This is a genomic window from Streptomyces sp. NBC_01474, assembly GCF_035918215.1.
Taxonomy (GTDB): Bacteria; Actinomycetota; Actinomycetes; order Streptomycetales; family Streptomycetaceae; genus Streptomyces; species Streptomyces aureus.
This window is the reverse complement of sequence record NZ_CP109449.1, coordinates 2860270-2882777: the sequence shown is the minus strand read 5'-3', so window position 1 is coordinate 2882777 and position 22508 is coordinate 2860270. Positions and strand designations below refer to the sequence as shown.

General features: G+C 72.0%; 17 protein-coding genes. 9 read left to right on the top strand and 8 right to left on the bottom strand.

Features of this window, described 5'->3' with window-relative positions; all coding sequences use genetic code 11:
* Positions 1-31: 31 nt before the first annotated feature.
* Positions 32-259 (bottom strand): type A2 lantipeptide, encoded by a 228-nt coding sequence (locus OG758_RS13525; RefSeq protein WP_326710221.1) that lies wholly within the window; start codon positions 257-259, stop codon positions 32-34.
* A gap of 396 nt (positions 260-655) precedes the next feature.
* Between OG758_RS13525 and OG758_RS13520 the strand changes: the two genes are divergently transcribed.
* Both OG758_RS13520 and OG758_RS13515 read left to right on the top strand, forming a co-directional pair.
* Positions 656-1270: a hypothetical protein gene (locus OG758_RS13520; RefSeq protein ID WP_326710220.1), complete on the top strand. Its 615-nt coding sequence runs from the start codon at positions 656-658 to the stop codon at positions 1268-1270.
* 44 nt (positions 1271-1314) lie between these two features.
* Positions 1315-1515: a hypothetical protein gene (locus OG758_RS13515; RefSeq protein WP_326710219.1), complete on the top strand. Its 201-nt coding sequence runs from the start codon at positions 1315-1317 to the stop codon at positions 1513-1515.
* Between the two features lie 72 nt (positions 1516-1587).
* Here the strand turns inward: OG758_RS13515 and OG758_RS13510 are convergent, their stop codons facing one another.
* From OG758_RS13510 to OG758_RS13500, 3 genes are all read right to left on the bottom strand, one after another.
* Entirely contained in the window at positions 1588-2727 is a 1140-nt protein-coding gene (locus OG758_RS13510) for a lactonase family protein (protein WP_326710218.1), read from the bottom strand.
* Positions 2728-2828: 101 nt separating this feature from the next.
* Entirely contained in the window at positions 2829-4172 is a 1344-nt protein-coding gene (locus OG758_RS13505; protein WP_326710217.1) for an MFS transporter, read from the bottom strand.
* 99 nt (positions 4173-4271) lie between these two features.
* Positions 4272-5111 carry a hypothetical protein gene (locus tag OG758_RS13500; protein ID WP_326710216.1) on the bottom strand — a complete coding sequence of 280 codons (840 nt, stop codon included), beginning with the start codon at positions 5109-5111 and terminating at the stop codon, positions 4272-4274.
* Positions 5112-5167: 56 nt separating this feature from the next.
* Between OG758_RS13500 and OG758_RS13495 the strand changes: the two genes are divergently transcribed.
* The 4 genes from OG758_RS13495 (at position 5168) to OG758_RS13480 (ending at position 13064) form a co-directional block, all read left to right on the top strand.
* Positions 5168-6496 (top strand): 6-phospho-beta-glucosidase, encoded by a 1329-nt coding sequence (locus OG758_RS13495; protein ID WP_326710215.1) that lies wholly within the window; start codon positions 5168-5170, stop codon positions 6494-6496.
* A gap of 105 nt (positions 6497-6601) precedes the next feature.
* Entirely contained in the window at positions 6602-9691 is a 3090-nt protein-coding gene (locus OG758_RS13490) for an alpha-mannosidase (protein ID WP_326710214.1), read from the top strand.
* Positions 9692-9882: 191 nt separating this feature from the next.
* Complete coding sequence (locus tag OG758_RS13485) at positions 9883-11940, top strand: phosphocholine-specific phospholipase C (RefSeq protein ID WP_326710213.1); 2058 nt, start codon at positions 9883-9885, stop codon at positions 11938-11940.
* 134 nt (positions 11941-12074) lie between these two features.
* Positions 12075-13064, top strand: coding sequence for a phospholipid scramblase-related protein (locus OG758_RS13480; protein WP_326710212.1), 990 nt, complete (start codon positions 12075-12077; stop codon positions 13062-13064).
* A gap of 27 nt (positions 13065-13091) precedes the next feature.
* Here the strand turns inward: OG758_RS13480 and OG758_RS13475 are convergent, their stop codons facing one another.
* On the bottom strand, positions 13092-14558 hold the full coding sequence (locus tag OG758_RS13475; RefSeq protein ID WP_382060954.1) for an MFS transporter: 1467 nt from the start codon (positions 14556-14558) through the stop codon (positions 13092-13094).
* Between the two features lie 337 nt (positions 14559-14895).
* Here OG758_RS13475 and OG758_RS13470 point away from each other — a divergent pair, with 337 nt between their 5' ends.
* Complete coding sequence (locus tag OG758_RS13470; protein WP_326710210.1) at positions 14896-15486, top strand: TetR/AcrR family transcriptional regulator; 591 nt, start codon at positions 14896-14898, stop codon at positions 15484-15486.
* A gap of 54 nt (positions 15487-15540) precedes the next feature.
* Here the strand turns inward: OG758_RS13470 and OG758_RS13465 are convergent, their stop codons facing one another.
* A complete protein-coding gene (locus OG758_RS13465) occupies positions 15541-16581 on the bottom strand; it encodes a DMT family transporter (protein ID WP_326710209.1) in 1041 nt (346 codons plus the stop codon).
* Positions 16578-17624 (bottom strand): phosphatase PAP2 family protein, encoded by a 1047-nt coding sequence (locus OG758_RS13460; protein ID WP_326710208.1) that lies wholly within the window; start codon positions 17622-17624, stop codon positions 16578-16580. Before OG758_RS13460 ends, OG758_RS13465 begins: the two co-directional genes overlap by 4 nt.
* Before the next feature lie 149 nt (positions 17625-17773).
* Between OG758_RS13460 and OG758_RS13455 the strand changes: the two genes are divergently transcribed.
* Positions 17774-18394 (top strand): TetR/AcrR family transcriptional regulator, encoded by a 621-nt coding sequence (locus OG758_RS13455; RefSeq protein ID WP_326710207.1) that lies wholly within the window; start codon positions 17774-17776, stop codon positions 18392-18394.
* A gap of 194 nt (positions 18395-18588) precedes the next feature.
* Here OG758_RS13455 and OG758_RS13450 read toward each other — a convergent pair whose 3' ends face one another.
* Positions 18589-19650, bottom strand: coding sequence for a DUF2510 domain-containing protein (locus OG758_RS13450; RefSeq protein WP_326710206.1), 1062 nt, complete (start codon positions 19648-19650; stop codon positions 18589-18591).
* 174 nt (positions 19651-19824) lie between these two features.
* On the opposite strand from OG758_RS13450, the gene OG758_RS13445 reads away from it, so the two are divergent.
* Positions 19825-22497 (top strand): ATP-binding protein, encoded by a 2673-nt coding sequence (locus OG758_RS13445; protein ID WP_326710205.1) that lies wholly within the window; start codon positions 19825-19827, stop codon positions 22495-22497.
* The last annotated feature ends 11 nt before the right edge of the window (positions 22498-22508 follow it).

Genomic DNA, 22508 nt, shown 5'->3' with positions numbered 1-22508 from the left:
GGAGGTTCCGGGGCCCTGGCAGAGCCGTGGCTCAGAGACCAGCGGTCAGGCCGGTGGCCAGGCCGGTGACGGCGGCGGTGTTGACGCCGGTCAGGCCCTCGACGGTGCCGGTCAGGCCACCGACGACGCCGGAGATGGGGGCGATCGAGTCGGCCGTGCCGGTCAGGTTGGCGGCGAGGCCGCCCACGAGGCCGCCCGACACGTTGTCGAGGTCGGCGTCGGAGATCTCAAGGGTCTGAACCTGGGGGGTGGAGTTCATGATGAGCTGCCCTTCTCATTGGTAATTACCAGAATGCGTGAATCACTTGCGTAACTCCCGCAGTGCGGAGGATCAAAGCACGCGGACGCCTCGCACATCCAATCGGAAGGTCCCCGGTCAGAGGCTGTGTGGGCACGTAATTACCGCCGCGTGCAGGAGTGTTCACCGGGTGCGGGCAGACCCTTCACAGGATCCACAGGTCAGAATTTCCGAGCGGGCTCCATGAATTTCTGCAAAATGGACACTCCCGCATTTTTGCCCGGGCCCACATTTGAAGGTTGTGTGCATTCACAGCACACCGTGACCGGACTGCGTATTCGGTGTGCAGGTTTGCTGGAGGGGCGCGCGGGGCCGCAGGGGGCTTGTCTCCCGGGCCCCGCCGTGAACAATGGGGCGATGCTGGAGTTGTCGCAGGACACAGGCGTGACGCTGCCCGGCGGTGCGGGGGCGGTGCGGTTCGGGATGACGCCCGACGAGGTGCTCTCCACACTCACCGAGGGCGCGATCACGCGCAGGCGGCAGTGCATGACACTGACGCGCGAGCAGTACCCGGAGCTGCGGCACGCGCACGACGCCTGGCTCAACGGGCTTCTCCACGACCCGGACTGGGCCTTCGAGGCGGAGTTCGACGGCGTCACGCTCGGCTTTTGGGGCGGCGGCCCCGGATCGGCGGACCGGCTGGCCCGGCTCGACGTCACCACCACGGTCCCCGCCCCCGCGACGCCGGTCGCCTGGGACGACATAGACCTCTTCGGTTACCCGGCGGGAGAGGTCGCCGAGGCCCTGCCCGAGGTCACGCGGTTGCCGGACGGCGCCGCGGCGGGAGCGGGCCGGACCGCCACCGGCCTGGTCGTCGAGACCGCGGGACTGCGCCTGTCCCTGCTGACGCCCGCGGCCGCCGGCCAGCGCGCCGTGCTGCTCGGGCCCGACGCCCGGTCCTGGCAGGCGTGTTGCGACGGCGCGTGGGAGTGCGCGAAGGAAGGGGACGCGCTCACCGGGATCATGCGGTGACCTGACGGCCGGTCCGCGAGCCCCGGAATCCGCCCGCCCTCGAGGTGCGTCACTCACGGGACGTCCGGGGCCTGCTGCACCGGGACCGGGCCGTCGTCGAGGACGACCCGAGGCAGCCGTGGCGCGTCATGGTGCCGGCCGACCCGCCCGGCGAGCGGAGCGCACGCGCCCTGCGGCTCGACCCGGCGGCGGGCACGAAGTTGGGCGGCCTCGCGTGGGGTCTGCCGCCCGGTCTCGTCGACTGACCGCCGCGGAGAGTGTGGCCGGCCGCGAACGGGCCCCTCTCACGGCTGTCCGCGCGACTCCCGGACCGCGCGCTACTGCGGCAGTGCGCAGACGGCGATCGGCGCGGCGAACGCGGGACCTTCCGCCGGGGTGAGCTCGCCGCCGCAGTGGTCGACGTGGAAGACGGTGACGGACCCCGACTTCTGGTTCGCGGCGAACAGGAGTTGCTCGTCGGGCGAGAAGGCGATGTGGCGCGGGAAGTCGCCGCCGACGGGGACCGTGTCGAGCAGGCGCAGCCGCGCGCCGTCCGCCTCGATCGCGTACTGGGTCAGGCTGTTGTGCCCGCGGTTGGCGAGATAGGCGAAGCCGCCCTCGGCGGTGACCAGGATCTGCGCCGGGTAGCTGGTGCCGGACCCGGTGCCGGTGGGCTGCGGTTCGCCGGGCGTGAGGCGTCCCGTCGGCGGGTCGTACGCGCAGACGACCACCGTGTTGTCCACCTCGTTGGCGAGGTACGCGAAGCGGCCGCCGGGGTGGAACGTGAGGTGGCGGGGGCCCGCGCCCGGACGCAGCGACGCGTACGACACCTGCGTGAGCGTCCCGGCCGCGGTGTCGAGGCGGTACGTGTAGACGGTGTCGTTGCCCAGGTCGACGGCGAGCACGTGCCGCCCGTCCGGGGACGTGATGATCTGGTGCGCGTGCGGGCCCTCCTGGCCGGGGCCGGGCGCGGGCTTCGAGTGGGTGACGAGCGCCGTGCGTTCACCGAGCGCGCCGGAGTCGGCGATCGGGTGCACGGCGACGCTGCCCGAGAGGTAGTTGGCGCTCAGCAGCCACCGGCCGCTCGGGTGCACCGACAGATGGCAGGGGCCCGCGCCGCCGGTGCTCTGCCGGCCGAGCACGCGCCAGTCCGCGAGGCGGACGGCAGTCACACCGCCGTCCTGCCCCTCGTCGACCGCGTACAGGGTGTGGCCGCGCGGATGCAGCGCCAGATACGAGGGGTCGGCCACCCCGTCGATCGTGCCGGTCCCGGTGATACGGCCCGTGCCCGCGTCGTACGTGGCGAGTCCGATGCCGCCGCCACCGCCGTCCTGTGAGGTGTACGTGCCGAGGAACAGGGGCCGTCCCGCGCGCGGCGCCCCGGCCTGTGCGGGACCCGCCGCCGCCGTGACGACACCGCCGGCCGCGACGGCCGCGATCCCGCCGAGGAAGCGGCGGCGGCCGGTGCTGCTGCTCATTCCTGGTACCTCCGGTGTCAGAGTGACGTGGCTCCTAGCCTGGTGCGCGCCCATTCAACTGGCAAGAGGCGCAACTCTGGTTGCATCCTGCGCAACGCGCCTCAGCGGTCGAGCTCCTTGTGCGCGCTCTCCGGCAGCCGCAGGTACACCACGGACGACACCAGGCAGAGCACGGCGACGTACCAAGGGAAGAGCCCGGAGTGCCCTGTCTCCTTGAACAGCGTGCCGACATACGGGGCTGTCCCGCCGAAGACGGCGACGGTCAGCGAGTACGGGAAGCCGATGCCGGCCGCGCGCACCCGCGCGGGGAACACCTCGGCGTTGACCGCGGCCGAGATCGAGGTGAAACCGGTGAGCAGCACCATCCCCGCGCACTGCACCAGGAGCAGCGAGGCGAACGAGCTGCCGAGCGAGCGCAGCAGCGGCACGCTGAGCAGCGCGAAACCCAGGCCGAAGAAGAGGAGCAGCGGCTTGCGCCCGAACCGGTCCGAGAGCATTCCGCCGACCGGCTGGAGCAGGGCGAAGAAGGCCAGCGCGATGGTGCCGGCGACGAGGGCGTCGGCCTTGTCGATGCCCGCGTTCAGCTCCGCGTACGTGGGCAGATACGACGTCCACGTGTAGTAGGCGAGTGTGCCGCCCGCGGTGATGCCGCAGATCAGGAGCGACTCGCGCGGGTGATGGCGCAGCGCGTCGAAGAGTCCGGGCCGCTCGGCCGCGCGCTGCTCGGCGCTGCGCGTCTCGTACGCGCCGCGCCGGATCCAGAAGCCGACCAGGCTGAGGAGCGCGCCGAGCACGAACGGCACGCGCCAGCCCCAGCCGTCCATCTGCCCGTCGCCGAGCGTGCTCACCAGCGCCGCCGCGACTCCGGACGCCGCGAGCTGCCCGGCGGACGTCGACACGTACTGGAAGGACGAGAACAGGCCGCGCCGTCCCGGGCCCGCCGACTCCACGAGGAAGGTGGTCGAGGCCGCGAACTCGCCGCCGACGGACAGGCCCTGGAGCAGTCGCGCGAGGACGAGCACGACGGGCGCGAGGACACCCACGGCCGCGTACGTCGGTGTGAGCCCGACCAGCAGACTGCTGCCGCCCATCAGGAGGATGGTCACGGTCAGCGCGGCCCGGCGGCCGTGCCGGTCGGCGACCGCTCCCATGAGGAGCCCGCCGACCGGCCGCATGAAGAACCCCACGGCGAACACCGCGAACGTGGAGAGCAGCGGTACGAGGGAGTTGCCCGAGCTCTTGGGGAAGACCTGGCCCGCGATGTACGTGGCCAGAAAGGTGTAGGCGTACCAGTCGTACCACTCGACGGCGTTGCCGACCGAGGCGGCGAGGAGCTGGCGCAGCGGGCGGCGCGGGGGAGCGGTGGTCAGGGCCCCGGCCGCCGGTTCGGGCGGGTCCGGAGGGCCGGACGGGGCCGACGGGGAGGGGGACGTGCGATCTGTCATGATCGCGACCATCCCCCGAACCCCGCCGTCCCACACCTCGGCCCGCGCGGTCCGAGGCCACTGTCGGTTCAGCCCTTGCGGTATGGGATCACCGTCGGTTCAGCCCTTGCGGTACGAGATCACCGTCGTCGTCACCAGGCATGGCGAGGGCGGCACCATCTCCACGCGCAGCGTGCCGCGCGCGGTGTCGTAGTCGACGCCCTCGGCCTCGAACGTGCCCGAGCAGATGCTTCGTTGCGGGATCGCGAACGCGCTCGTGACGTGCCCGGCGACCGGAGAGCCGTCCAGCGGGCGGTCGAGGGCGACCTCCAGGACCTCCTTGGTCGAGTCGTCGGACGAGCACACCAGATGCGTGGCGTCGGTGAAGTCGCAGCCCTGGATGTTGTCGACGGGCTTGTCGAGGCTGATCTGCCCGGCCTGCGGGAGGTTCGCGCCGGGCGCGGGCGCGGACGGGTTGAGCACGGGCGCCGGGAACACTTGCAGCCGGTTCATGCTGCCCCACTCGCCCGCCACCAGCCACTGCCCGTCGGGCGACACCGACGCGAACGAGTTGTTGAGCAACTCACCCTGATCCAGGGTGTGTTCGTATGTGGTGCGCCGCCCGTCGGGGGCTGTCACCGCGAACATCTTCTTCGTCGTGCCGTCGCCGCCCTGGTACGCGTCGAACGTGTAGCCCTGCGCCACGTCCGGGTCGCCTATGTGCGACCAGCCCGCCGTGCGCAGATCGAGCGGCACGGAAGCGAGGCCCCGGTACACCAGCGAGCCGTCGGCGTGGCTCGCCAGGCCCTGGCTGCCGGTGAGTGAACTCACCCGCGCGGTGCCGGTCTCGGTCCAGGTGGGCGCGGCCGTCGCCGTGCCCGCGCCGAGCGACAGGGCGCCCAGGGTCGCGGCCAGAGTGAGGAGTTGGCGTCTCGTCCGTCGTTGCGTGGGGGGTTTCATGCGGCCTCCGCCGGTCGAAGATCGGGTCGCGGACCAGGCTGCCCTACGATCGGCGCATGAGGCTGACGATTCTCGGCGGTGGCGGATTTCGAGTGCCCTTGGTGTACGGAGCGCTGCTCGGCGACCACGCCGAAGGCCGGGTCACCGAGGTCACGCTGCACGACACCGACCCGGACCGGCTGCGGGCCGTCACCGGCGTACTGGCGGAACAAGCCACCGGTGTCCCCGACGCGCCCGCCGTGCACGCCACCACCGACCTCGACGAGGCGCTGCGCGGCGCCGACTTCGTCTTCTCCGCGATCCGCGTCGGCGGCCTCGCGGGCCGCGCGGCGGACGAGCGGGTCGCCCTCGCCGAAGGGGTGCTCGGCCAGGAGACGGTCGGCGCCGGCGGCATCGCGTACGGCCTGCGGACCGTGCCCGTCGCCGTCGACATCGCGCGCCGCGTGAAGCGACTCGCCCCCGACGCCTGGGTCATCAACTTCACCAACCCGGCCGGCCTGGTCACCGAGGCCATGTCGCGGCACCTCGGCGACCGCGTCATCGGCATCTGCGACTCGCCCGTCGGACTCGGCCGCCGCGTGGCGCGCGTCCTCGGCGCCGACCCGGGCGAGGCCTGGATCGACTACGTCGGCCTCAACCACCTCGGCTGGCTGCGCGGACTCAGGGTGAACGGCCGCGACGAGCTGCCCCGCCTGCTCGCCGACGAGAAGCTGCTCGGCTCCTTCGAGGAGGGCCGCCTCTTCGGCCCGGACTGGCTGCGCTCCCTCGGCGCGATCCCCAACGAGTACCTGCACTACTACTACTTCAACCGCGAGACGGTGCACGCCTACCAGGAGGCCGAACGCACCCGCGGCGCGTTCCTGCTCGACCAGCAGGCCGCCTTCTACTCCCACCCGTCGTACGCCAGCTGGGACCGCACCCGGGCCGAGCGCGAGGCCACCTACATGGCGCACAACCGCGAGGCGTCCGGCGCGGGCGAGCGGGACGCCGCCGACCTGGAGGAGTCGGGCGGCTACGAGAAGGTGGCGCTCGCCCTGATGCGCGCCATCGCCCGCGACGAGCGCGCGACGCTGATCCTCAACGTGCGCGGGCGCGGCGCCCTGCCGTCCCTCGACGTCGACGCCGTCGTCGAGATCCCCTGCCTCGTCGACGCCAACGGCGCGCACCCCGTGAGCGTGGCACCGCTGCCCGGCCATGCCACGGGCCTCGTCTCCTCCGTCAAGGCCGTCGAGCGCGAGGTGCTCGAAGCGGCCGAAGGCGGCTCCCGCGCCACCGCCGTCAAGGCGTTCGCCCTGCATCCCCTCGTCGACTCCGTGACCGTGGCCCGCCGCCTCCTGGAGGGATACACGGCGGCCCACCCCGGCCTCGCCTACCTGGCCCGCTAGGGGGTGTCCGGCGGGTCAGGGTCGGGTAGGTCGCGGCGAGGTGCCGTGCCAGGCGTCGCGCCCCCGGCCGTGATCCGCCGGACACCCCGTAGCAGAGGAGCAGGTATGCACGACGAACTCCGCCGTATCGAGCAGCGCATCGCCCGCGTCCACGACCAGCGCGTCAAGCCGTCTGTCCACAGCGCCAGGGTCCCGCTCGCCCTCCAGTCCTGGCAAGCGCCCGGCGAGCCGGTCCCCTTCGCCGAGGCGAGAGCGGCCGCGTACAAGCCGTTCGGCGTCGGCACCCCGTGGGGGCCGCCCTGGGGCACCACCTGGTTCACGGCGCACGGCACCGTCCCCGCCGAGTGGGCGGGCCGCCGCGTCGAGGCCGTCTTCGACCTCGGCTTCGTCAACGAATGGCCCGGCAACCAGGCGGAGGCCCTCGTCCACCTCCCCGACGGCCGCCCCCTCAAGGCCGTCAACCCGCAGAACCAGTACGTGCCCGTGGCCCGTCCCGCCCAGGGCGGCGAAGAGGTCGAGTACCTCATCGAGGCCGCCTCCAACCCGGACATCCTCGCCGACCGCTTCGCCCACCCCACCGCGCTCGGCGACCCGCGCACGGCGGGCGACCAGCCGCTCTACACCTTCAGGAGCGCCGACCTCGCGATCCTCGACGAGGACGTATTCCACCTCTCGCTCGACCTCCAGGTCCTGCGCGAGCTGATGCTGGAACTGAGCGAACACGAGCCACGCCGCCACGAGATCGCGCACACCCTCGAAGCGGCGCTCGACACCCTCGACCTCGACGACGTCTCCGGCACGGCCGCCGCCGCCCGCGCCGTCCTCGCCCCCGCCCTCGCGAAGCCCGCGCACGCCGGCGCCCACACCCTGTCCGCCGTCGGCCACGCGCACATCGACTCGGCCTGGCTGTGGCCGATCCGCGAGACCAAACGCAAGACCTCCCGCACCTTCTCGAACGTGACGGCGCTCGCCGAGGAGTACGACGAGTTCGTCTTCGCCTGCTCGCAGGCCCAGCAGTACGAGTGGGTCAAGGACAACTACCCGCACGTGTGGGACCGCATCAAGGAAGCCGTCGTCAAGGGTCAGTGGGCGCCCGTCGGCGGGATGTGGGTCGAGTCCGACGGCAACCTGCCCGGTGGCGAGGCCATCGCCCGCCAGCTCGTCCACGGCAAGCGCTTCTTCATCGAGCACTTCGGCGTCGAGACCAGGGGAGTGTGGCTGCCCGACTCGTTCGGCTACAACGCCGCGTACCCGCAGCTCGCCAGGCTCGCCGGAAACGAGTGGTTCCTCACGCAGAAGCTGTCCTGGAACCAGACCAACAAGCTGCCCCACCACTCCTTCTGGTGGGAGGGCATCGACGGCACGCGGATCTTCACCCACTTCCCGCCGGTCGACACCTACAACGTCGAGTTCTCCGGCCGGGAGATGGCGCACGCCGTCCGCAACTACCAGGACAAGGGACGCGGCACCCGCTCCCTCGCGCCCTTCGGACACGGCGACGGCGGGGGTGGTCCCACCCGCGAGATGCTGGAGCGCGCCCGACGGCTCGCGGACCTGGAGGGCTCCGCGAAGGTCAGGGTCGAGCACCCGGACGCCTTCTTCGCGCAGGCGAGCAAGGAGATCCCCGAGGAGCAGGTGTGGTCGGGGGAGCTCTATCTGGAGCTGCACCGCGCGACGTACACGTCGCAGGCCCGCACCAAGCAGGGCAACCGCCGCAGCGAACACCGCATGCGCGAGGCCGAGTTGTGGGCCACGACCGCGGCTCTGCGCGCGCCGGGGTACGCGTACCCGTACGAGAAGCTCGACCGGCTGTGGAAGACGGTGCTCCTGCACCAGTTCCACGACATCCTGCCCGGGTCGTCCATCGCCTGGGTGCACCGGGAGGCCGAGGCGGAGTACGCGCGTGTGGCGGGCGAACTCGAAGCGATCACCGCAGAAGCGGTCGCCGCCCTGGGCGAGGGCGCGCTCGGGGAGGGCGTGCCGCACGTCTTCAACACCAGCCCGTACGCCCGTACCGAAGTGATCCGCACCCCGGCCGGTGAGCCGGCCCGCACCCACGTGCCCGCAGGCGGGTCGGCGCCCCTCGCCCCCGCCGCCCCCGACCATCCCGTCACCGTCACGGAGGGCCGCACCCTCGACAACGGACTCGTGCGCGTCGTCATCGGCCCCGACGGGACGCTGGCCTCCGTGTACGACCTGACCGCGGAACGCGAGGTCCTCGCCGGTCCCGGCAACCTGCTCCGCCTCCACAGCGACCTGCCCAACTACTGGGACGCCTGGGACATCGACAAGCACTACAAGAACCACTACCGGGACCTCCTCGACGCCGAGTCCGTGACGGTGACCGAGGAGGGGCCGCTGCGCGCCGCCGTCCGCGTGGAGCGCGCCTTCGGCAAGGGCTCCCGCATCACACAGACCGTGACCCTGCGCGCGGGCAGCAAGCGCGTCGACGTCGAGACCGAGATCGACTGGCACGAGACCGAGAAGATCCTCAAGGCCGCGTTCCCCGTCGACGTCCGCGCCGACCACTCCAGCGCCGAGATCCAGTTCGGCCACGTCAAGCGCCCCACGCACACCAACACGAGCTGGGAGGCGGCCCGCTTCGAGGTGTACGGCCACCGCTGGGTCCACATCGGTGAACCCGGCTACGGCGTCGCGGTCCTCAACGACTCCACGTACGGCCACGACGTCTCGCGCACGACACGCGACGACGGCGGCACCACCACCACGGTCCGCCTCTCCCTGGTGCGCGCCCCGCGTGTCCCCGACCCGGAGGCCGACCAGGGCGCGCACCGCTTCACCTACTCCCTGCTGCCCGGCGCGAGCATCGCCGACGCCGTGGCCGAGGGGTACGCGCTCAACCTGCCGCTGCGCGTGGCCGATTCGGGAGGTGCGCCCGACCCGGTGGTGTCGGTGGACGGCGACGGTCTGACGGTGGAGGCCGTGAAGCTCGCCGACGACAGCTCGGGCGATGTCGTCGTGCGGCTCTACGAGTCGCTCGGTGGCCGGGCGGCGGGCACCCTGCGTACGGGCTTCCCGCTGGCCGGTGTCCAGGTCACCGACCTGCTGGAGCGCCCGCTCACCGAACAGCCGGACCAGGTGCGGCAGTCGGCGGACGGCGGTGACGCGGTGCGGGTGGCGCTGCGGCCGTTCCAGATCGTGACGCTGCGGCTCGCGGTGGGCGAGCGGGGCTGAAGTCGGCGGCGGGGAGGACCGGTTGGACCCGGTCGGTCCTCCCCGCTGATCGGGGCACCAGCGCCTGGGTGATTGTTTCTGACGCATACGGCGAGTTTTCATGCAAGTGTCATCACCCCTTCCCCTCTGGCCGGTCCTCTTGGAACACTCTGCTCGCTTCTGTCCCCACACACCCAAGAGGCCCTACACCCATGCCTGAACTCAACCGGCGGCGTTTCCTGCAGATAGCGGGCGCGACCGCGGGCTTCACCGCCCTGTCGAACAGCATCGACCGCGCCGCGGCCATCCCGGCCGCCCGCGTCAAGGGAACCGTCCAGGACATCGAGCACATCGTCGTCCTGATGCAGGAGAACCGGTCCTTCGACCACTACTTCGGCACGATGAAGGGCGTCCGCGGCTTCGGCGACCCGCGGCCGGTGACGCTCCCCAGCGGCAAGCCCGTGTGGAACCAAGTGAGCGGCGGCAAGGAGGTCCTGCCCTACCACCCCGACGCGGCGGACCTCGGCATGCAGTTCATCGCGGGCCTCGACCACGACTGGGCCGGCGGCCACAGCGCCTTCAGCAACGGCAAGTACGACAACTGGATCGCCGCCAAGGGCACCGGCACGATGGCGTATCTGACGCGCCAGGACATCCCGTTCCACTACGCGCTCGCCGACAAGTTCACGGTGTGCGACGACTACCACTGCTCGTTCATGGGGGCCACCGACCCCAACCGCTACTACATGCTGTCGGGCCACGTCGGCAACGACGGCAGCGGCGGCGGGCCCGTCCTCGGCAACCAGGAGGCCGGTTACGGCTGGACCACGTACGCCGAGCGCCTGGAGAAGGCCGGGGTCTCCTGGAAGGTCTACCAGGACATCGGCGACGGCCTCGACGCCGCCGGGAGCTGGGGCTGGATCGACGACGCCTACCGCGGCAACTACGGCGACAACTCGCTCCTCTACTTCAACAACTACCGCAACGCCAAGCCGGGCGACCCCCTCTACGACAAGGCCCGCACCGGCACGAACGCCAAGGCGGGCGACGGCTACTTCGACGTCCTGAAGGCCGACGTCAAGGCCGGGAAGCTCCCCAAGATCTCCTGGATCGCCGCGCCCGAGGCGTTCTCCGAGCACCCCAACTGGCCCGCGAACTACGGGGCTTGGTACATCTCGCAGGTTCTCGACGCGCTCACGTCCAACCCGGGCGTGTGGAGCAAGACGGCTCTGTTCATCACGTACGACGAGAACGACGGCTACTTCGACCACGTCGTGCCGCCCTACGCCCCCGCCTCCGCGAACCAGGGCCTGTCCACCGCCGACACCACGCTCGACTACTTCAAGGGCAACGCGAGCTACGCGGCGGGCCCCTACGGCCTCGGCCAGCGCGTCCCCATGATCGTCGTCTCGCCCTGGTCCACGGGCGGCTACGTCTGCTCCGAGACGCTCGACCACACCTCGATCCTGCGGTTCATGGAGAAGCGCTTCGGCGTCAAGGAGACCAACATCTCGCCGTGGCGCCGCGCGATCTGCGGCGACCTCTCCTCCGCGTTCGACTTCTCCCTCACGAACACGGCCCCGGCGCAACTGCCCAGCACCGCCGGGTACGTGCCGCCGGACCACGACCGGCACTCCAGCTACGTACCGAAGCCGCCGGCCACGCCCCTGCTGCCCAAGCAGGAGTCGGGCTCCCGGCCCGCGCGCCCGCTGCCGTACGCGCCGTACGTCGACGGGGTCTCCACGCCGTCGACCGGCAAGTTCCAGCTCACGTTCAGCGGCGGCCCCTCCGCGGGCGCGGCCTTCCAGGTCAGGTCGCAGAGCCGGACCGACGGCCCCTGGACGTACTCCACCGAGGCCGGAAAGTCGATCTCGGACGCCTGGAACTCCGCTTACTCCGCCGGGAAGTACGACCTCACGGTGCACGGCCCGAACGGATTCCTGCGCGCCTTCAAGGGCACCAACACCGTCGCCGAGCCCGGACTCACGGCCCGTCACGACGCGAGCACGGGCAATCTCACGCTCACGCTGACGAACCCCACCGGCGCCGACGTCCACCTCACCGTCACCAACGCCTACGGCGGACAGCCGCAGACGTACACCGTGCGGGCCGGTGCAACCGTCACGCAGACCGTCGACCTGCGCGCGACCAAGCGCTGGTACGACCTGAAGATGACCGCCGACAGCGACAGCACGTACCTGCGTCGCCTCGCGGGCCATGTCGAGAACGGACAGGCCGGCGTGAGCGACCCCGGAATCCTCACGGTCTGACTCCCGTAGGCGCTTCGGCCTCGAAGGCGCTCGACATTCGCGCCGCCGCCCGTTCCGTACCGGTTCGGGCGGCGGCGTACGTCACATCTGTCCGGCCCGGATGCCGGCACAGGATGGCGCGATAGTGTGCCCGGGTGACGACGCAATCGAACACCCCCGCAGGCTGGTACCCGGACCCCCAGGGCGCGCCCCAGACCCTGCGGTGGTGGGACGGCGCACAGTGGACCGAGCACACCAGCCCCGTGCAGCAGCCCGCCGGCCAGCAGGTCCCGCGCCAGGCGCAGCAGCCTCAGCAGCAGCCCGCACAGCAGGCGGCCCAGGGCCAGTTCGCCCAGCAGCAGCAGCCTGTGCAGCAGCACCAGCCGCAGCAGCCCGGGCAGTACCAGCAGCCCCAGCAGCACGCCGCCGGTCCGTACGGGCAGCAGGTCCCGCAGCAGCAACAGCAACAGCAGTATGTCGACCCCGCCAAGGTGCAGCGCCAGGTGCAGCATCAGGCCGGTGTCGCGCCCACCGCGCAGGGCGGCGGCAGCCTCTTCACCGAGCCGGTCCTGGTGGTGAATCAGAAGGCCAAGCTGATCGAGCTGACGAACGAGTACACCGTCATGGATCAGAACGGCGCCCAGATCGGCTCCGTCGTCCAGGTCGGCCAGAGCACGCTCAAGAAGGTCGCGCGCTTCGTCTCCAGCCTCGACCAGTTCATGACCCACAAGCTGGAGATCCGCGACGCGTACGGGCAGCCGCAGCTCGTCATGACGCGGCCCGCGAAGTTCATGAAGTCGCGTGTCGTCGTGGAGCGTCCGGACGGCTCGCCGGTCGGTGAGATCGTCCAGCAGAACATGATCGGCAAGATCAACTTCGGGATCAACGTGAACGGCCAGCAGATCGGCGCCATCAAGGCCGAGAACTGGCGGGCCTGGAACTTCTCGATCGTCGACCACGCCGACAACGAGGTCGCCCGCATCACGAAGACGTGGGAGGGACTCGCCAAGACGATGTTCACGACCGCGGACAACTACGTCCTCCAGATCCACTACCAGCTGCCCGAGCCCCTCCTGAGCCTCGTCGTGGCGACCGCCCTCACCGTGGACACGGCCCTCAAGCAGGACGCGCGCGGCTTCGGCTGACCGGACCGGCGCCCGGCGGGCGCCGCTTCACCGCGACATCGGCTGCTCCAGGCCCACCTGCTCGTCCGCCCCGGCCGTCGTCCCGTGCGCGGCCGGGACGCGCGGTCCGCCCGCTCGGCGCGCGGCTGGGACCAGCAGGGCCGCGAGCGCGGCGGCGAGACACAGCGCCGCGAGCAGCGTGAAGCCGTGGGTGTACCCGGAGGCGTAGGGGAGCCCCGACGCCTGGAGGTGCCCCGTGACCAGGCTGCTCATCACGGCGGCGCCGATCGAGCCGCCGATGGTGCGGATGTTGGCGTTCATGCCGGTGGCCGCGCCGGTCTGCGCGGCCGGGACGTTCTGCACGATCAGGTTCGCCATGGACGCGAACGCGAGCCCGATGCCGAGCCCGAACACGCCTGCCGCGAGGGCGACTTGCCACTGCTCGGTGTGCCAGGCGGCGAGCATCGCGCAGGCGACCGCGCCGAGCGTGGCGCCGGTGGTGAGCAGCGCCTTCGCCCCTACGACCGGTTCGAGCCGGCCGCTGAGCACCCCGGCGAGGAACATGGCCACGAGCATCGGCAGCATCAGGAGCCCCGCACCCGTCACGCTCGCCCCGAAGCCGTATCCGGCGGACGAGGGTGTCTGGGCGAAGCCGGGCAGGAACGACCACACCGCGTACATCCCGGCGCCGAAGAGCAGTGCGGTCGTGTTCGTGGTCCACACGGCGGGCAGTCGCATGACACGCAGGTCGATCAGCGGGCTCGCGGAGCGGGCCTCGGACAGCACCCACGCTGCGAACAGGACCACGGCGGCGGCCAGCAGACCGACGACCTTGATCGATGCCCAGCCCCAGGACGTGGCCTGGCTGATGGGCAGCAGCAGGGCGACGAGCCACCCGGAGAGCAGCACGGAGCCGAGCCAGTTCACGCGTCCCGTGCCGCGCGTCGGCGACTCGGGCACGTAGCGGTGCGCGATCAGCGCCGTCACCGCGACGACGGCCGCGGGCAGCCAGAACAGCCAGCGGTAGTCGAGCGCGCCCACGATCGGCCCGGCCGCGACCATGCCCACACCGCCGCCCGCCGCGATGACGGCGGACAGGTTGCTGATGCTGGGGCTGACCCGGTGGCCGGGGAACTCGTCGCGGATGATGCCGAACGACAACGGGAAGAGCGCGCCGCCGATGCCCTGGACGACCCGGGCGACGATGAGCACGGTGATGCTCGGGGCGAGGGCCGCGAGGAGACAGCCCACGGTCAGCGCGACGAGCGCGACGACCATGGTGCGCTTCTTGCCGACGAGGTCGCCGACCCGGCCGAGTATGGGCGTGAAGATCGAGGCGGACAGCAGATAGGCGGTCATGACCCAGGTCGAGGTGGCCTGGCTGGTGTGCAGCGCGTGCTGGACGGTGGGCAGGGCCGGGGCGACCAGCGACTGCATCATCGAGAAGACGCCGGCACCTGTCGCGAGGACCGCGAAGGTGAGGCGGTTGGAGCTTCTGGGCGCCGGGCTCGGCATCATGCGGATCCCGGACGTGGGATTCCCGGGCAGAGGGTTCCTGGTCGTACGACGAGAGGGCGTGCGATTCCGGTTCAAGGCGGTGTCTCTCTGAACGGAAGGTGGCCGGGCACACCGGCGTGACCTGCGGCAAGGGCCGCGGTCTGCGGGCGCACACGAGCTGGGAGGATGTGGGATCCGGCCGTTTCGGCCGGTCTGCCCGCAGCGCTGTGCGGCGGGGCCCGGGATGCGTCGACTGTTAAAGTGGAGGCACCCCTCGACTTGGATAACGATAGCGGAGGGAAGCCTCCGGTACAACCTCGGCAGCCCGCGCTGCCTCACCCCGGGAGTGGCACGCATGACGGACAGGGAACTCGTCGGCGGGATCGTCGTGGCCCAGCGCCCGCGCCGCGCGGACGCCCGGCGCAACTTCGACGCGCTCCTCGCCGCGGCCCGCGACGCGTTCGCCGAGAAGGGTGCGGAGGCGTCGCTGGAGGACATCGCCCGCCAGGCCGGCGTCGGCATCGGCACCCTGTACCGCAACTTCCCCACGCGCAGGGTCCTCTTCGAGACCGTCTACGCGGACGAGGTCGACGCCCTGTGCCGGCTCGCCGACGAACTCGCGGACGCCCCGCCGTGGGACGGGCTCGCCACCTGGCTGCGCCGCTTCGTGGACTACACGGTCACGAAGCGCGCCATCAGGGACGCGCTCAGCGGGGAGTCCGACATCTTCGTCGCCTGCCGCCGCGCCATGCTCGACGCCGGCGAACCGCTGCTGTTGCGCGCGCAGGCCGCCGGGGAGGTCCGTTCGGACATGTCGTTCGACGACCTGCTCCGCCTGATCTCGGGCGTCACCGGCGCGGCCTACGTGGACACCGAGCAGCGCGACCGGGTCTTCGGGATCACGCTCGACGGGATGAGGACGCGGCCCGCGCCCGGCAAGCCGTGACGCGGAACCCGTGACGCGGAACCCGTCATGCGGAACCCGTAAAAGGGGTCGCGCTCAGGATGCCTGGAGCGCGCCCGGTGCCGGCTCCGGCTGCGTCGGGACCGACGGCAGGACGACCACCGTGCCGGGCAGTACGGGTATCGGGGGAAGGCTCTGAAAATCCGGCAGGGTCGCGATCGGCCCCGTCTCCGTCGGCCGGGACGTCAGCTCGGGCCGGCGTTCCGCCGCGATGAGTGACGGTTGTGGTCGGGTCTCCTGCGTCTCGCGTGTCTCCGGCGACGTACGCGTGAGGAGCAGGACCCCCCGGGCCGCGAGCGTCGCCCCCGCCGCCGCGAGCAGGATCCCCGTGATCCCGCCCTGGAGCCGCTCGCCGAGCAGCGTGACGCCGATGATCGCCGCGGCCACCGGGTTGGAGAGGGTGACCATCGCGAGCGGGGCGCCGAGGCCGCCGCGGTAGGCGACTTGGGACAGGAGCAGGCCGCCCGCGGCGAACGCCGCGATCAGCAGTGCCACGACGATGACCTCGACGCTGAGCAGCGGCCCCGTCCGGTCGGTGACCGCGACGGTCACGGTCTGGGCGAGCGCCGAGGCGATGCCCGAGGCGAGGCCGGAGGCCGTCGCGTGCCGCAGTCCCGGCTTCGCGCCGCGCCGCGACAGGAGGCCGATCAGCGCGGCCGTCGCACCGGCGACGGTGAGCGCCTCGCCGAGGCTGAGTGTGTCGTCGGGGGCCGGGCCCGAGGCCGTGAGCAGGAGCGCGCCGAGACCGGCGAGCGTGAGCGCGGTGCCGCGCCATTCGACGGACAGGACACGCCGCCCGGCCATGCGCGCCCCGAGCGGCACCGCCGCGACGAGCGTCAGCGCGCCCAGCGGCTGTACGAGGGTGAGGGGGCCGTACTTGAGGGCCGCCACATGCAGCAGCGCGGCGGACGCGTTGAGCAGGACCGACCCCCACCAGGCGCCGGTGCCGAGCAGGCGCAGGACACCGGAGTCGGTCCCCACGGTGCGTGACGCGAGGCGTTCCTGGGCGACGGCGGCAGCCGCGTAGGCGACCGCCGAGACGAGGGAGAGCGCGACGGCGAGGAGGGTGGCGTTCACCGGTGTGCTCCCGTCGCCGTGAGGACCGAGCGACCCGGACCCACCGCTCCCGACGCGACCGGCGCGTCGACGGCGGACGCCGAGCCCGCGGTCACCGACACCGGGATGCGTGCGAGCACATCGGAAGCGGAGAGGGATCCGCCGCGCTGGTGCGCAGGGGTCCACGGGGCGGGCAGTGCCGCGCCCATGGTCGCCGCCGTCGCCATGAGCGAGGCAGCCGAACGCGGGGCGGGCAGCAGGCGCCGGCCGATGGACTGTCCGGGCTTCGCGACCGGTGTGGTGCCGGGCAGCCGGATCACCGCGAGCGCGATGCCCAGGAGGGCCGTCGCCACGATCGTGTCCAGCCAGTAGTGGTTCGCCGTGCCGACGACGACGAACAGGGTGAGCGCCGGGTGCAGCAGCCACAGCCAGCGCAGCCGGGAGCGGGTCGCGGCGATGAGGCCGACGGCGACCATCAGGGCCCAGCCGAAGTGCAGGGACGGCATCGCCGCGAACTGGTTCGCCATCGAGTCCGTCTGCGGCGTCGCGCCGTAGACGGTCGGCCCGTACACCTGCCCGGTGTCCACGAGGTGCGCCGCGGCCAGCATCCGGGGCGGCGCCAGCGGGAAGGTGAGATGCAGCACAAGGGCCGCGGCGGTGAGGGCGGCCAGTACCCGGCGCGTCCATATGTAGTGCCGGGGCCTGCGCAGATACAGCCAGATCAGAAAGGCGGCCGTCGCCGGGAAGTGCACCGTCGCGTAGTACGTGTTCGCGATGTGTACGAGGTCTTCGCTGTGCAGCAGCATGTGCTGGACAGCGCCCTCGCCCGGCAGGTGGACGGCGCGTTCGAGGTCCCACACGCGGTGCGCGTTGTGGAACGCCTCGTCGGTGTGGCCATTGGCCAGTTGCCTGCCGAACTTGTAGACGAGGAACAGTCCGACGACCAGCAGGAGCTCCCGGACCAGGGGCGGGCGGGCGACGACGTCCGGCTGGTGGCCGACGGCGTCCGTCTCGCGGCCGGCTGTGTCCGGCTCCGGTTCGGCAGGCTCGGTAAGGGAATTCATCCCCCGGCCCCTTTTCATGACGACTGGGTGGTGCGGTGATGCGGAGGTGAGCACGGCGTGAACCGCGCTCATCGATACGCCAGTGTACCGAAACGCTGGCGTACCGGTACACTGGCGTATCGATAGCGAAGATCGCGAGGAGAAGAGCCATGACGTCCCAGGAGCAGGCAGGCACATCAGTGACCACTTCGCGCCGCTCCAAGATCACTCCAGAGCGCGAGCGGGAGTTCTACGACGCGGTCCTCGACCAGCTCCGCGAGAACGGCTACGAGGCGCTCACCATGGAGGGCGTCGCGGCCCAGGCGTGCTGCAGCAAGTCCACGCTCTACCGGCAGTGGAAGACGAAGCCGCAGCTCGTGGCCGCCGCACTGCGGGCGGGACGCTGCGTGAAGTTCGCCACTGTCGACACGGGTACGTTCGCCGGAGACCTGCGCTCGGCCGCTCGCGCGGCGGCGCAGCAGGCCGGACGGGACACTCAGCTCGTCCAGGCCCTCGGCCACGCGGTCCTCAGTGACGAGGAACTCCAGGGGGCGCTGCGCGAGGCCCTGGTCGAGCCGGAGCTGGCCGCGCTCGGGGAGATGATCGACCGGGCCGTGGCGCGCGGTGAGATCGCCGCGGACCATCCGGCCATCGAGTTCCTGGCCGCACAACTGCTTGGGGTGCAGCGCATCCGCCCGGTCCTCGAGGGCCGGTACGCGGACGCGGACTACCTCACCCGCTTCGTCGACGCCGTGGTGCTGCCCGCACTCGGTCTGGGCGAAGCCACCTGAACGGGAGACCGCCGTCTGTCGGGATGACCGGACGGCGGTCTGCCCGCGCCGCACCGTGGGGACGGGCGCGGCGCGCACCCCCGGGCCGGGCGGGTCCCTCCTTGAGCGGAGGGGGACCTGCCCGGCCCCTGGGCTTTCTCCCCGATGACGCCTCCGCGTGGTGCACGGGGTCCCGCGCGTCCTGGTGCGGGGTCCTACACGTTCTGCCCGTTGCCGCCGCCCTCGGCGATCGCGGACTTCTTGATGCCCTTGGTGATCTTGTCCATGGACGTCACGTCCGGCGCCTTGTCGTTCACGTCGATGCCGAAGCGGACGACGACGAGCGACTTGGGGTTGGCGGGTGCGGGGAAGACCAGCGACTCGACGTAGCCGTCGTCGCCCTTGGCCGTGACGACCTGCCAGCGCACCAGGTAGCCCTTCTGGCCGGCCACGGTGACGGCCTCGGACGCCAGTTCCTTGTGTGAGGTGATCTTTCCGTAGATCGCGCCGCCGTACGACTGCTGCGCGTTCTTGGAGATGTCCTCCTTGGCCGCGGCCTCCGCGCCCGTCGCCTTCAGCTTCAGCGCCTCGGCCGACGCCGAGAACGCGCCGCCGCGCACACACTGCTGCTTCGTGTCGCCGGGGCAGGCGTACGGGCCGGTCGTCACCCCCGCGTTGCCGCCCTTCGTCGTGCCGCCGGTCCAGCCGTCGAGCACGGGCATCGACACCCCGTTGACGAGGTCGGCGGCGAAACCGTCGCTCGGACCCGGCGCCTGCGGAGCGCCGCTCTCCCCGCCGGAACCGCCGGTGCCACCATTGCCCCCGCTCCCGCCAGGACCGTCACCCGGGGCCTGGGGAAGTCCCGGAGAAGCAGAGGGACTTGACGGCGAGTCGGCCCGGTCGCTCTTCCCGTCACCGTCACCGGAGGTCAGCGCGTACACCCCGCCGACGATGCCGCCGAGCACCACCACGGCGACACCGGCGGCGATGGCTATCTTGAGGCCGCGCCTCGGCTTCGGCTCAGGGTAGGCGGGGTAGCCCGGGTATCCGGGGTGGCCGAACTGCCCCGGCGGCTGCGAGGTCTGCGGATAGCCGTACGCCTGCGGATGCGCGCCGGGAGCCGCCGGCGCGTACGCGGGCGGGCCCGGCGCGGCGCCGGTCTCGGCGGCACGGGTCTGCTCCGTCCACACACTGCCGTCCCACCAGCGTTCGGTGCGGGGGCCTTCGGGCTTCTGGCCGGGATCGGGGTACCAGCCGGGGGGAGTCACCTGGGTCATGGGCGCCACAGTATGAGGCGTGCGTGAAAGAGGGATGAGAGGGGGCCGGTCCCGTTCCGGAAGGGCACCTTCCCACTTATGGCGAAGACGTGCGCAGACCCCCACCCACAACCCCCCGGCTGCGGCTACTCTCAACATCTGTACGTCGATTGAGCGATTTCGGGAGAGTGCGGGATGACGCAGAGTCGGCCTGACGGAGCCGCCTCGGCCGCCCTGTGGGAGCGGGACAAGGAGATCGCGGTCGTCGAGCGGGCGCTCGCCGAACTCTGCGGGGACGCGGCGTCGTCGGGCAGCCTCGTCGTGTTCAGGGGCGAGGCGGGCATCGGCAAGACCGCCCTCCTCGAAGAGGTGCGCCGCATCGCGGCGGGACGGGCCATGGTCTGGTCGGCCCGCGGCGGCGAGACCGTCACCTCCGTCCCCTTCAACGTCGTACGCCAGTTGCTGCAGCCCGCCCTCCTCGCGCTCTCGCAGGAGGAGGCCCGCGAGTACTTCGGCGACTGGTACGAGATCGCGGGCCCCGCCCTCGGCATAGCCGAGCCGGGCGGCCGCCAGGCCGACCCGCAGGGTGTGCGCGACGGACTCGTCGCGGCGGTGTCCCGGCTCGCCCGGCTGCACTGGCCGCTCGTCCTGCTCGTCGACGACGCGCAGTGGGCCGACGAGGAAACCCTCCACTGGCTCGCCGCGTTCGCCGAACGCCTCGACGACCTGCCCGTCCTCGTCGTGGTCGCCCACCGCGACGGCGAGGCGACCGCCGCCTCCACCGGCCACCTCGAAGCCGTCGGCGCCGCTGCCCGCCCCCTCACCACCCTGTACGCCCTCACCCCCGACGCCACCGCGGGCCTCACCCGCGCCACCCTCGGCGAGCACGCCGACGCCCCCTTCTGCCGCGAGGTGTGGGCCGTCACCGGCGGCAACCCGTACGAGACCGTGGAGCTCCTCGCCAAGGTCCAGGACAGTGAACTCGAACCCTCGGAAGGCTCCGCCGGCGAACTGCGCGCCCTGAACAAGTCGGCGCGCGGCCGCGGTCTGATCGACCGCCTCGAAGGCCTCGGCACCGACGCGACGCGCTTCGCCTGGGCCGCCGCCATCCTCGGCACCCGGATCGCCCACGACCTCGCGGCGCGCCTCGCCGGGATGACGCCGGGCGAGGCCGGCCGCTGCGCCGTGCGGCTGCGCGCCGCCCGCATCCTCACGGACGCGACGTACGAAGACGGCACCGTGAGGCTGGAGTTCGTGCACCCGCTGATCGCCACCGCCGTGTACCGCTCCATCCCGGCGGCCACCCGCACCGCCATGCACGGGCAGGCCGCCTGGGCCGTCACCGCCTCGGGCCACGGCGCCGCGGCCGCCTCCCGGCATCTGCTCCAGGTCCACCCGGACGACGACCCCGAACTCGTCGAGCAGTTGCGCGCTGCGGCCGGCGAACACCTCGCGGTCGGCGCCCCGGAGGCCGCCCGCCGCTGTCTGGAGCGCGCCCTCCAGGAGCCGCCGCTGCCCGACGTGCGGTCCGAACTCCTCTACGAGCTGGGCTGTGCCACCCTCCTCACCTCGCCGGCCGTCACCATCGGCTACCTGCGTCAGGCCCTCGACACCACCCCGGGGCTCGGCGGGGACGCGCGCGTGGACGCCGTGTGCCGGCTGTCCCAGGCCCTCGTCCACAACAACCAGCTGGAAGAGGCGCTGCGCGCGATCGACGCCGAGGCCGCGCGGCTCGACCCGGGTCCGGCCCGCCTCCGTCTCCAGGCCATGCGCTACATGTGGGAGGGCATCCACGCCGGCGAGGAGGACTCCCCGGGCCGCTCCCGCAGCCTCGCCGCGCTGGCGGGCTCCCTGACCGGCCGGGACAACCCCGAGCGGGTCCTGCTCGTCCTGCGCGCCTTCGACGCGATGACGCGCGGCGAGAACGCGGAGGTGGTGGTCGAACTCTGCGACCGCTCCCTCGTCAACGAACGCCTCGCGCCGGGCCTCGGCTGGACCGACCCCGAGTGGGGCTTCGAACTCCTCGCGATGCTCGGCAGCGCGTATCTCTTCTCCGACCGGCTCGACCGCGCGGAGAGCCTGTTCACCGAGGCCGTGCGCGCCTACGAGACCGCCGGCTGGAGCGGCGGCCATCTGGCGCTCGCGCACGCCTTCGTCGGCTACGTCCACCGCAGGCGCGGCCGTCTCACCGACGCCGAGGCCGTCCTGCGCGAGAGTCTGCGCCTGGCCGACCGCGTCGGCCGCGGCCTGCCCATGCACTGGGACGCCGCGTGCATGCTCATCGACACGCTGGTGGCCCGCGGCCGCACCGGCGAGGCCATGGAGATCGCGGACCGCTACTCCTTCGGCCCGCCCTACCCCTCCACGATCGTCCTGCCCGACGCGCACTCCGTCCGCGGCCGCCTGCTGATCGCCGCGGGCCGCACGGAGGAGGGCGTCAGTGAGCTGGAGGCGGCGGCCAAGGCGGCCACCGCCCGCGGCGGACACAACACGATCATGGCGCCCTGGGCCTGCGACCTGGCCCGCGCGCTCGCCGCCGAGGACCCCGAGCGCGCCAGGGAACTCGCCGCCGACGCCCGGCTCCAGGCCGAGCGCTTCGGTACGGACACGGCGATCGGGGAGGCCCTGCGCTGCGAGGCAGCCCTGGAGACCGGCCAGCGCTCCCTCACCCTGTACGCCAAGTCGGTCACGTACCTCGAAGCGTCACCCTGCGCGTACGAACACGCGGCGGCCCGCGTCGAGTACGGCATCGCGGCCCGCTCGGTCGCGGAACTCACCCGCGGCCTCACCCTGGCCAAGTCGTGCGGCGCCGACGGCCTGGCCGTCCGCGCCCGCGAGGTGCTCGACACGGGACGCGGCCTGCGCTGACCGTCGGCGTG

Excerpts from the sequence above, each read along its gene's own strand:
- OG758_RS13495 (WP_326710215.1), top strand. The coding sequence starts at position 5,168 with ATGAGGCTGACGATTCTCGGCGGTGGCGGATTTCGAGTGCCCTTGGTG.
- OG758_RS13520 (WP_326710220.1), top strand. The coding sequence starts at position 656 with ATGCTGGAGTTGTCGCAGGACACAGGCGTGACGCTGCCCGGCGGTGCG.
- OG758_RS13525 (WP_326710221.1), bottom strand. The coding sequence starts at position 259 with ATGAACTCCACCCCCCAGGTTCAGACCCTTGAGATCTCCGACGCCGAC.
- OG758_RS13445 (WP_326710205.1), top strand. The coding sequence starts at position 19,825 with ATGACGCAGAGTCGGCCTGACGGAGCCGCCTCGGCCGCCCTGTGGGAG.
- OG758_RS13460 (WP_326710208.1), bottom strand. The coding sequence starts at position 17,624 with ATGAATTCCCTTACCGAGCCTGCCGAACCGGAGCCGGACACAGCCGGC.
- OG758_RS13475 (WP_382060954.1), bottom strand. The coding sequence starts at position 14,558 with ATGCCGAGCCCGGCGCCCAGAAGCTCCAACCGCCTCACCTTCGCGGTC.
- OG758_RS13470 (WP_326710210.1), top strand. The coding sequence starts at position 14,896 with ATGACGGACAGGGAACTCGTCGGCGGGATCGTCGTGGCCCAGCGCCCG.
- OG758_RS13505 (WP_326710217.1), bottom strand. The coding sequence starts at position 4,172 with ATGACAGATCGCACGTCCCCCTCCCCGTCGGCCCCGTCCGGCCCTCCG.
- OG758_RS13485 (WP_326710213.1), top strand. The coding sequence starts at position 9,883 with ATGCCTGAACTCAACCGGCGGCGTTTCCTGCAGATAGCGGGCGCGACC.
- OG758_RS13490 (WP_326710214.1), top strand. The coding sequence starts at position 6,602 with ATGCACGACGAACTCCGCCGTATCGAGCAGCGCATCGCCCGCGTCCAC.
- OG758_RS13450 (WP_326710206.1), bottom strand. The coding sequence starts at position 19,650 with ATGACCCAGGTGACTCCCCCCGGCTGGTACCCCGATCCCGGCCAGAAG.
- OG758_RS13510 (WP_326710218.1), bottom strand. The coding sequence starts at position 2,727 with ATGAGCAGCAGCACCGGCCGCCGCCGCTTCCTCGGCGGGATCGCGGCC.
- OG758_RS13500 (WP_326710216.1), bottom strand. The coding sequence starts at position 5,111 with ATGAAACCCCCCACGCAACGACGGACGAGACGCCAACTCCTCACTCTG.
- OG758_RS13455 (WP_326710207.1), top strand. The coding sequence starts at position 17,774 with ATGACGTCCCAGGAGCAGGCAGGCACATCAGTGACCACTTCGCGCCGC.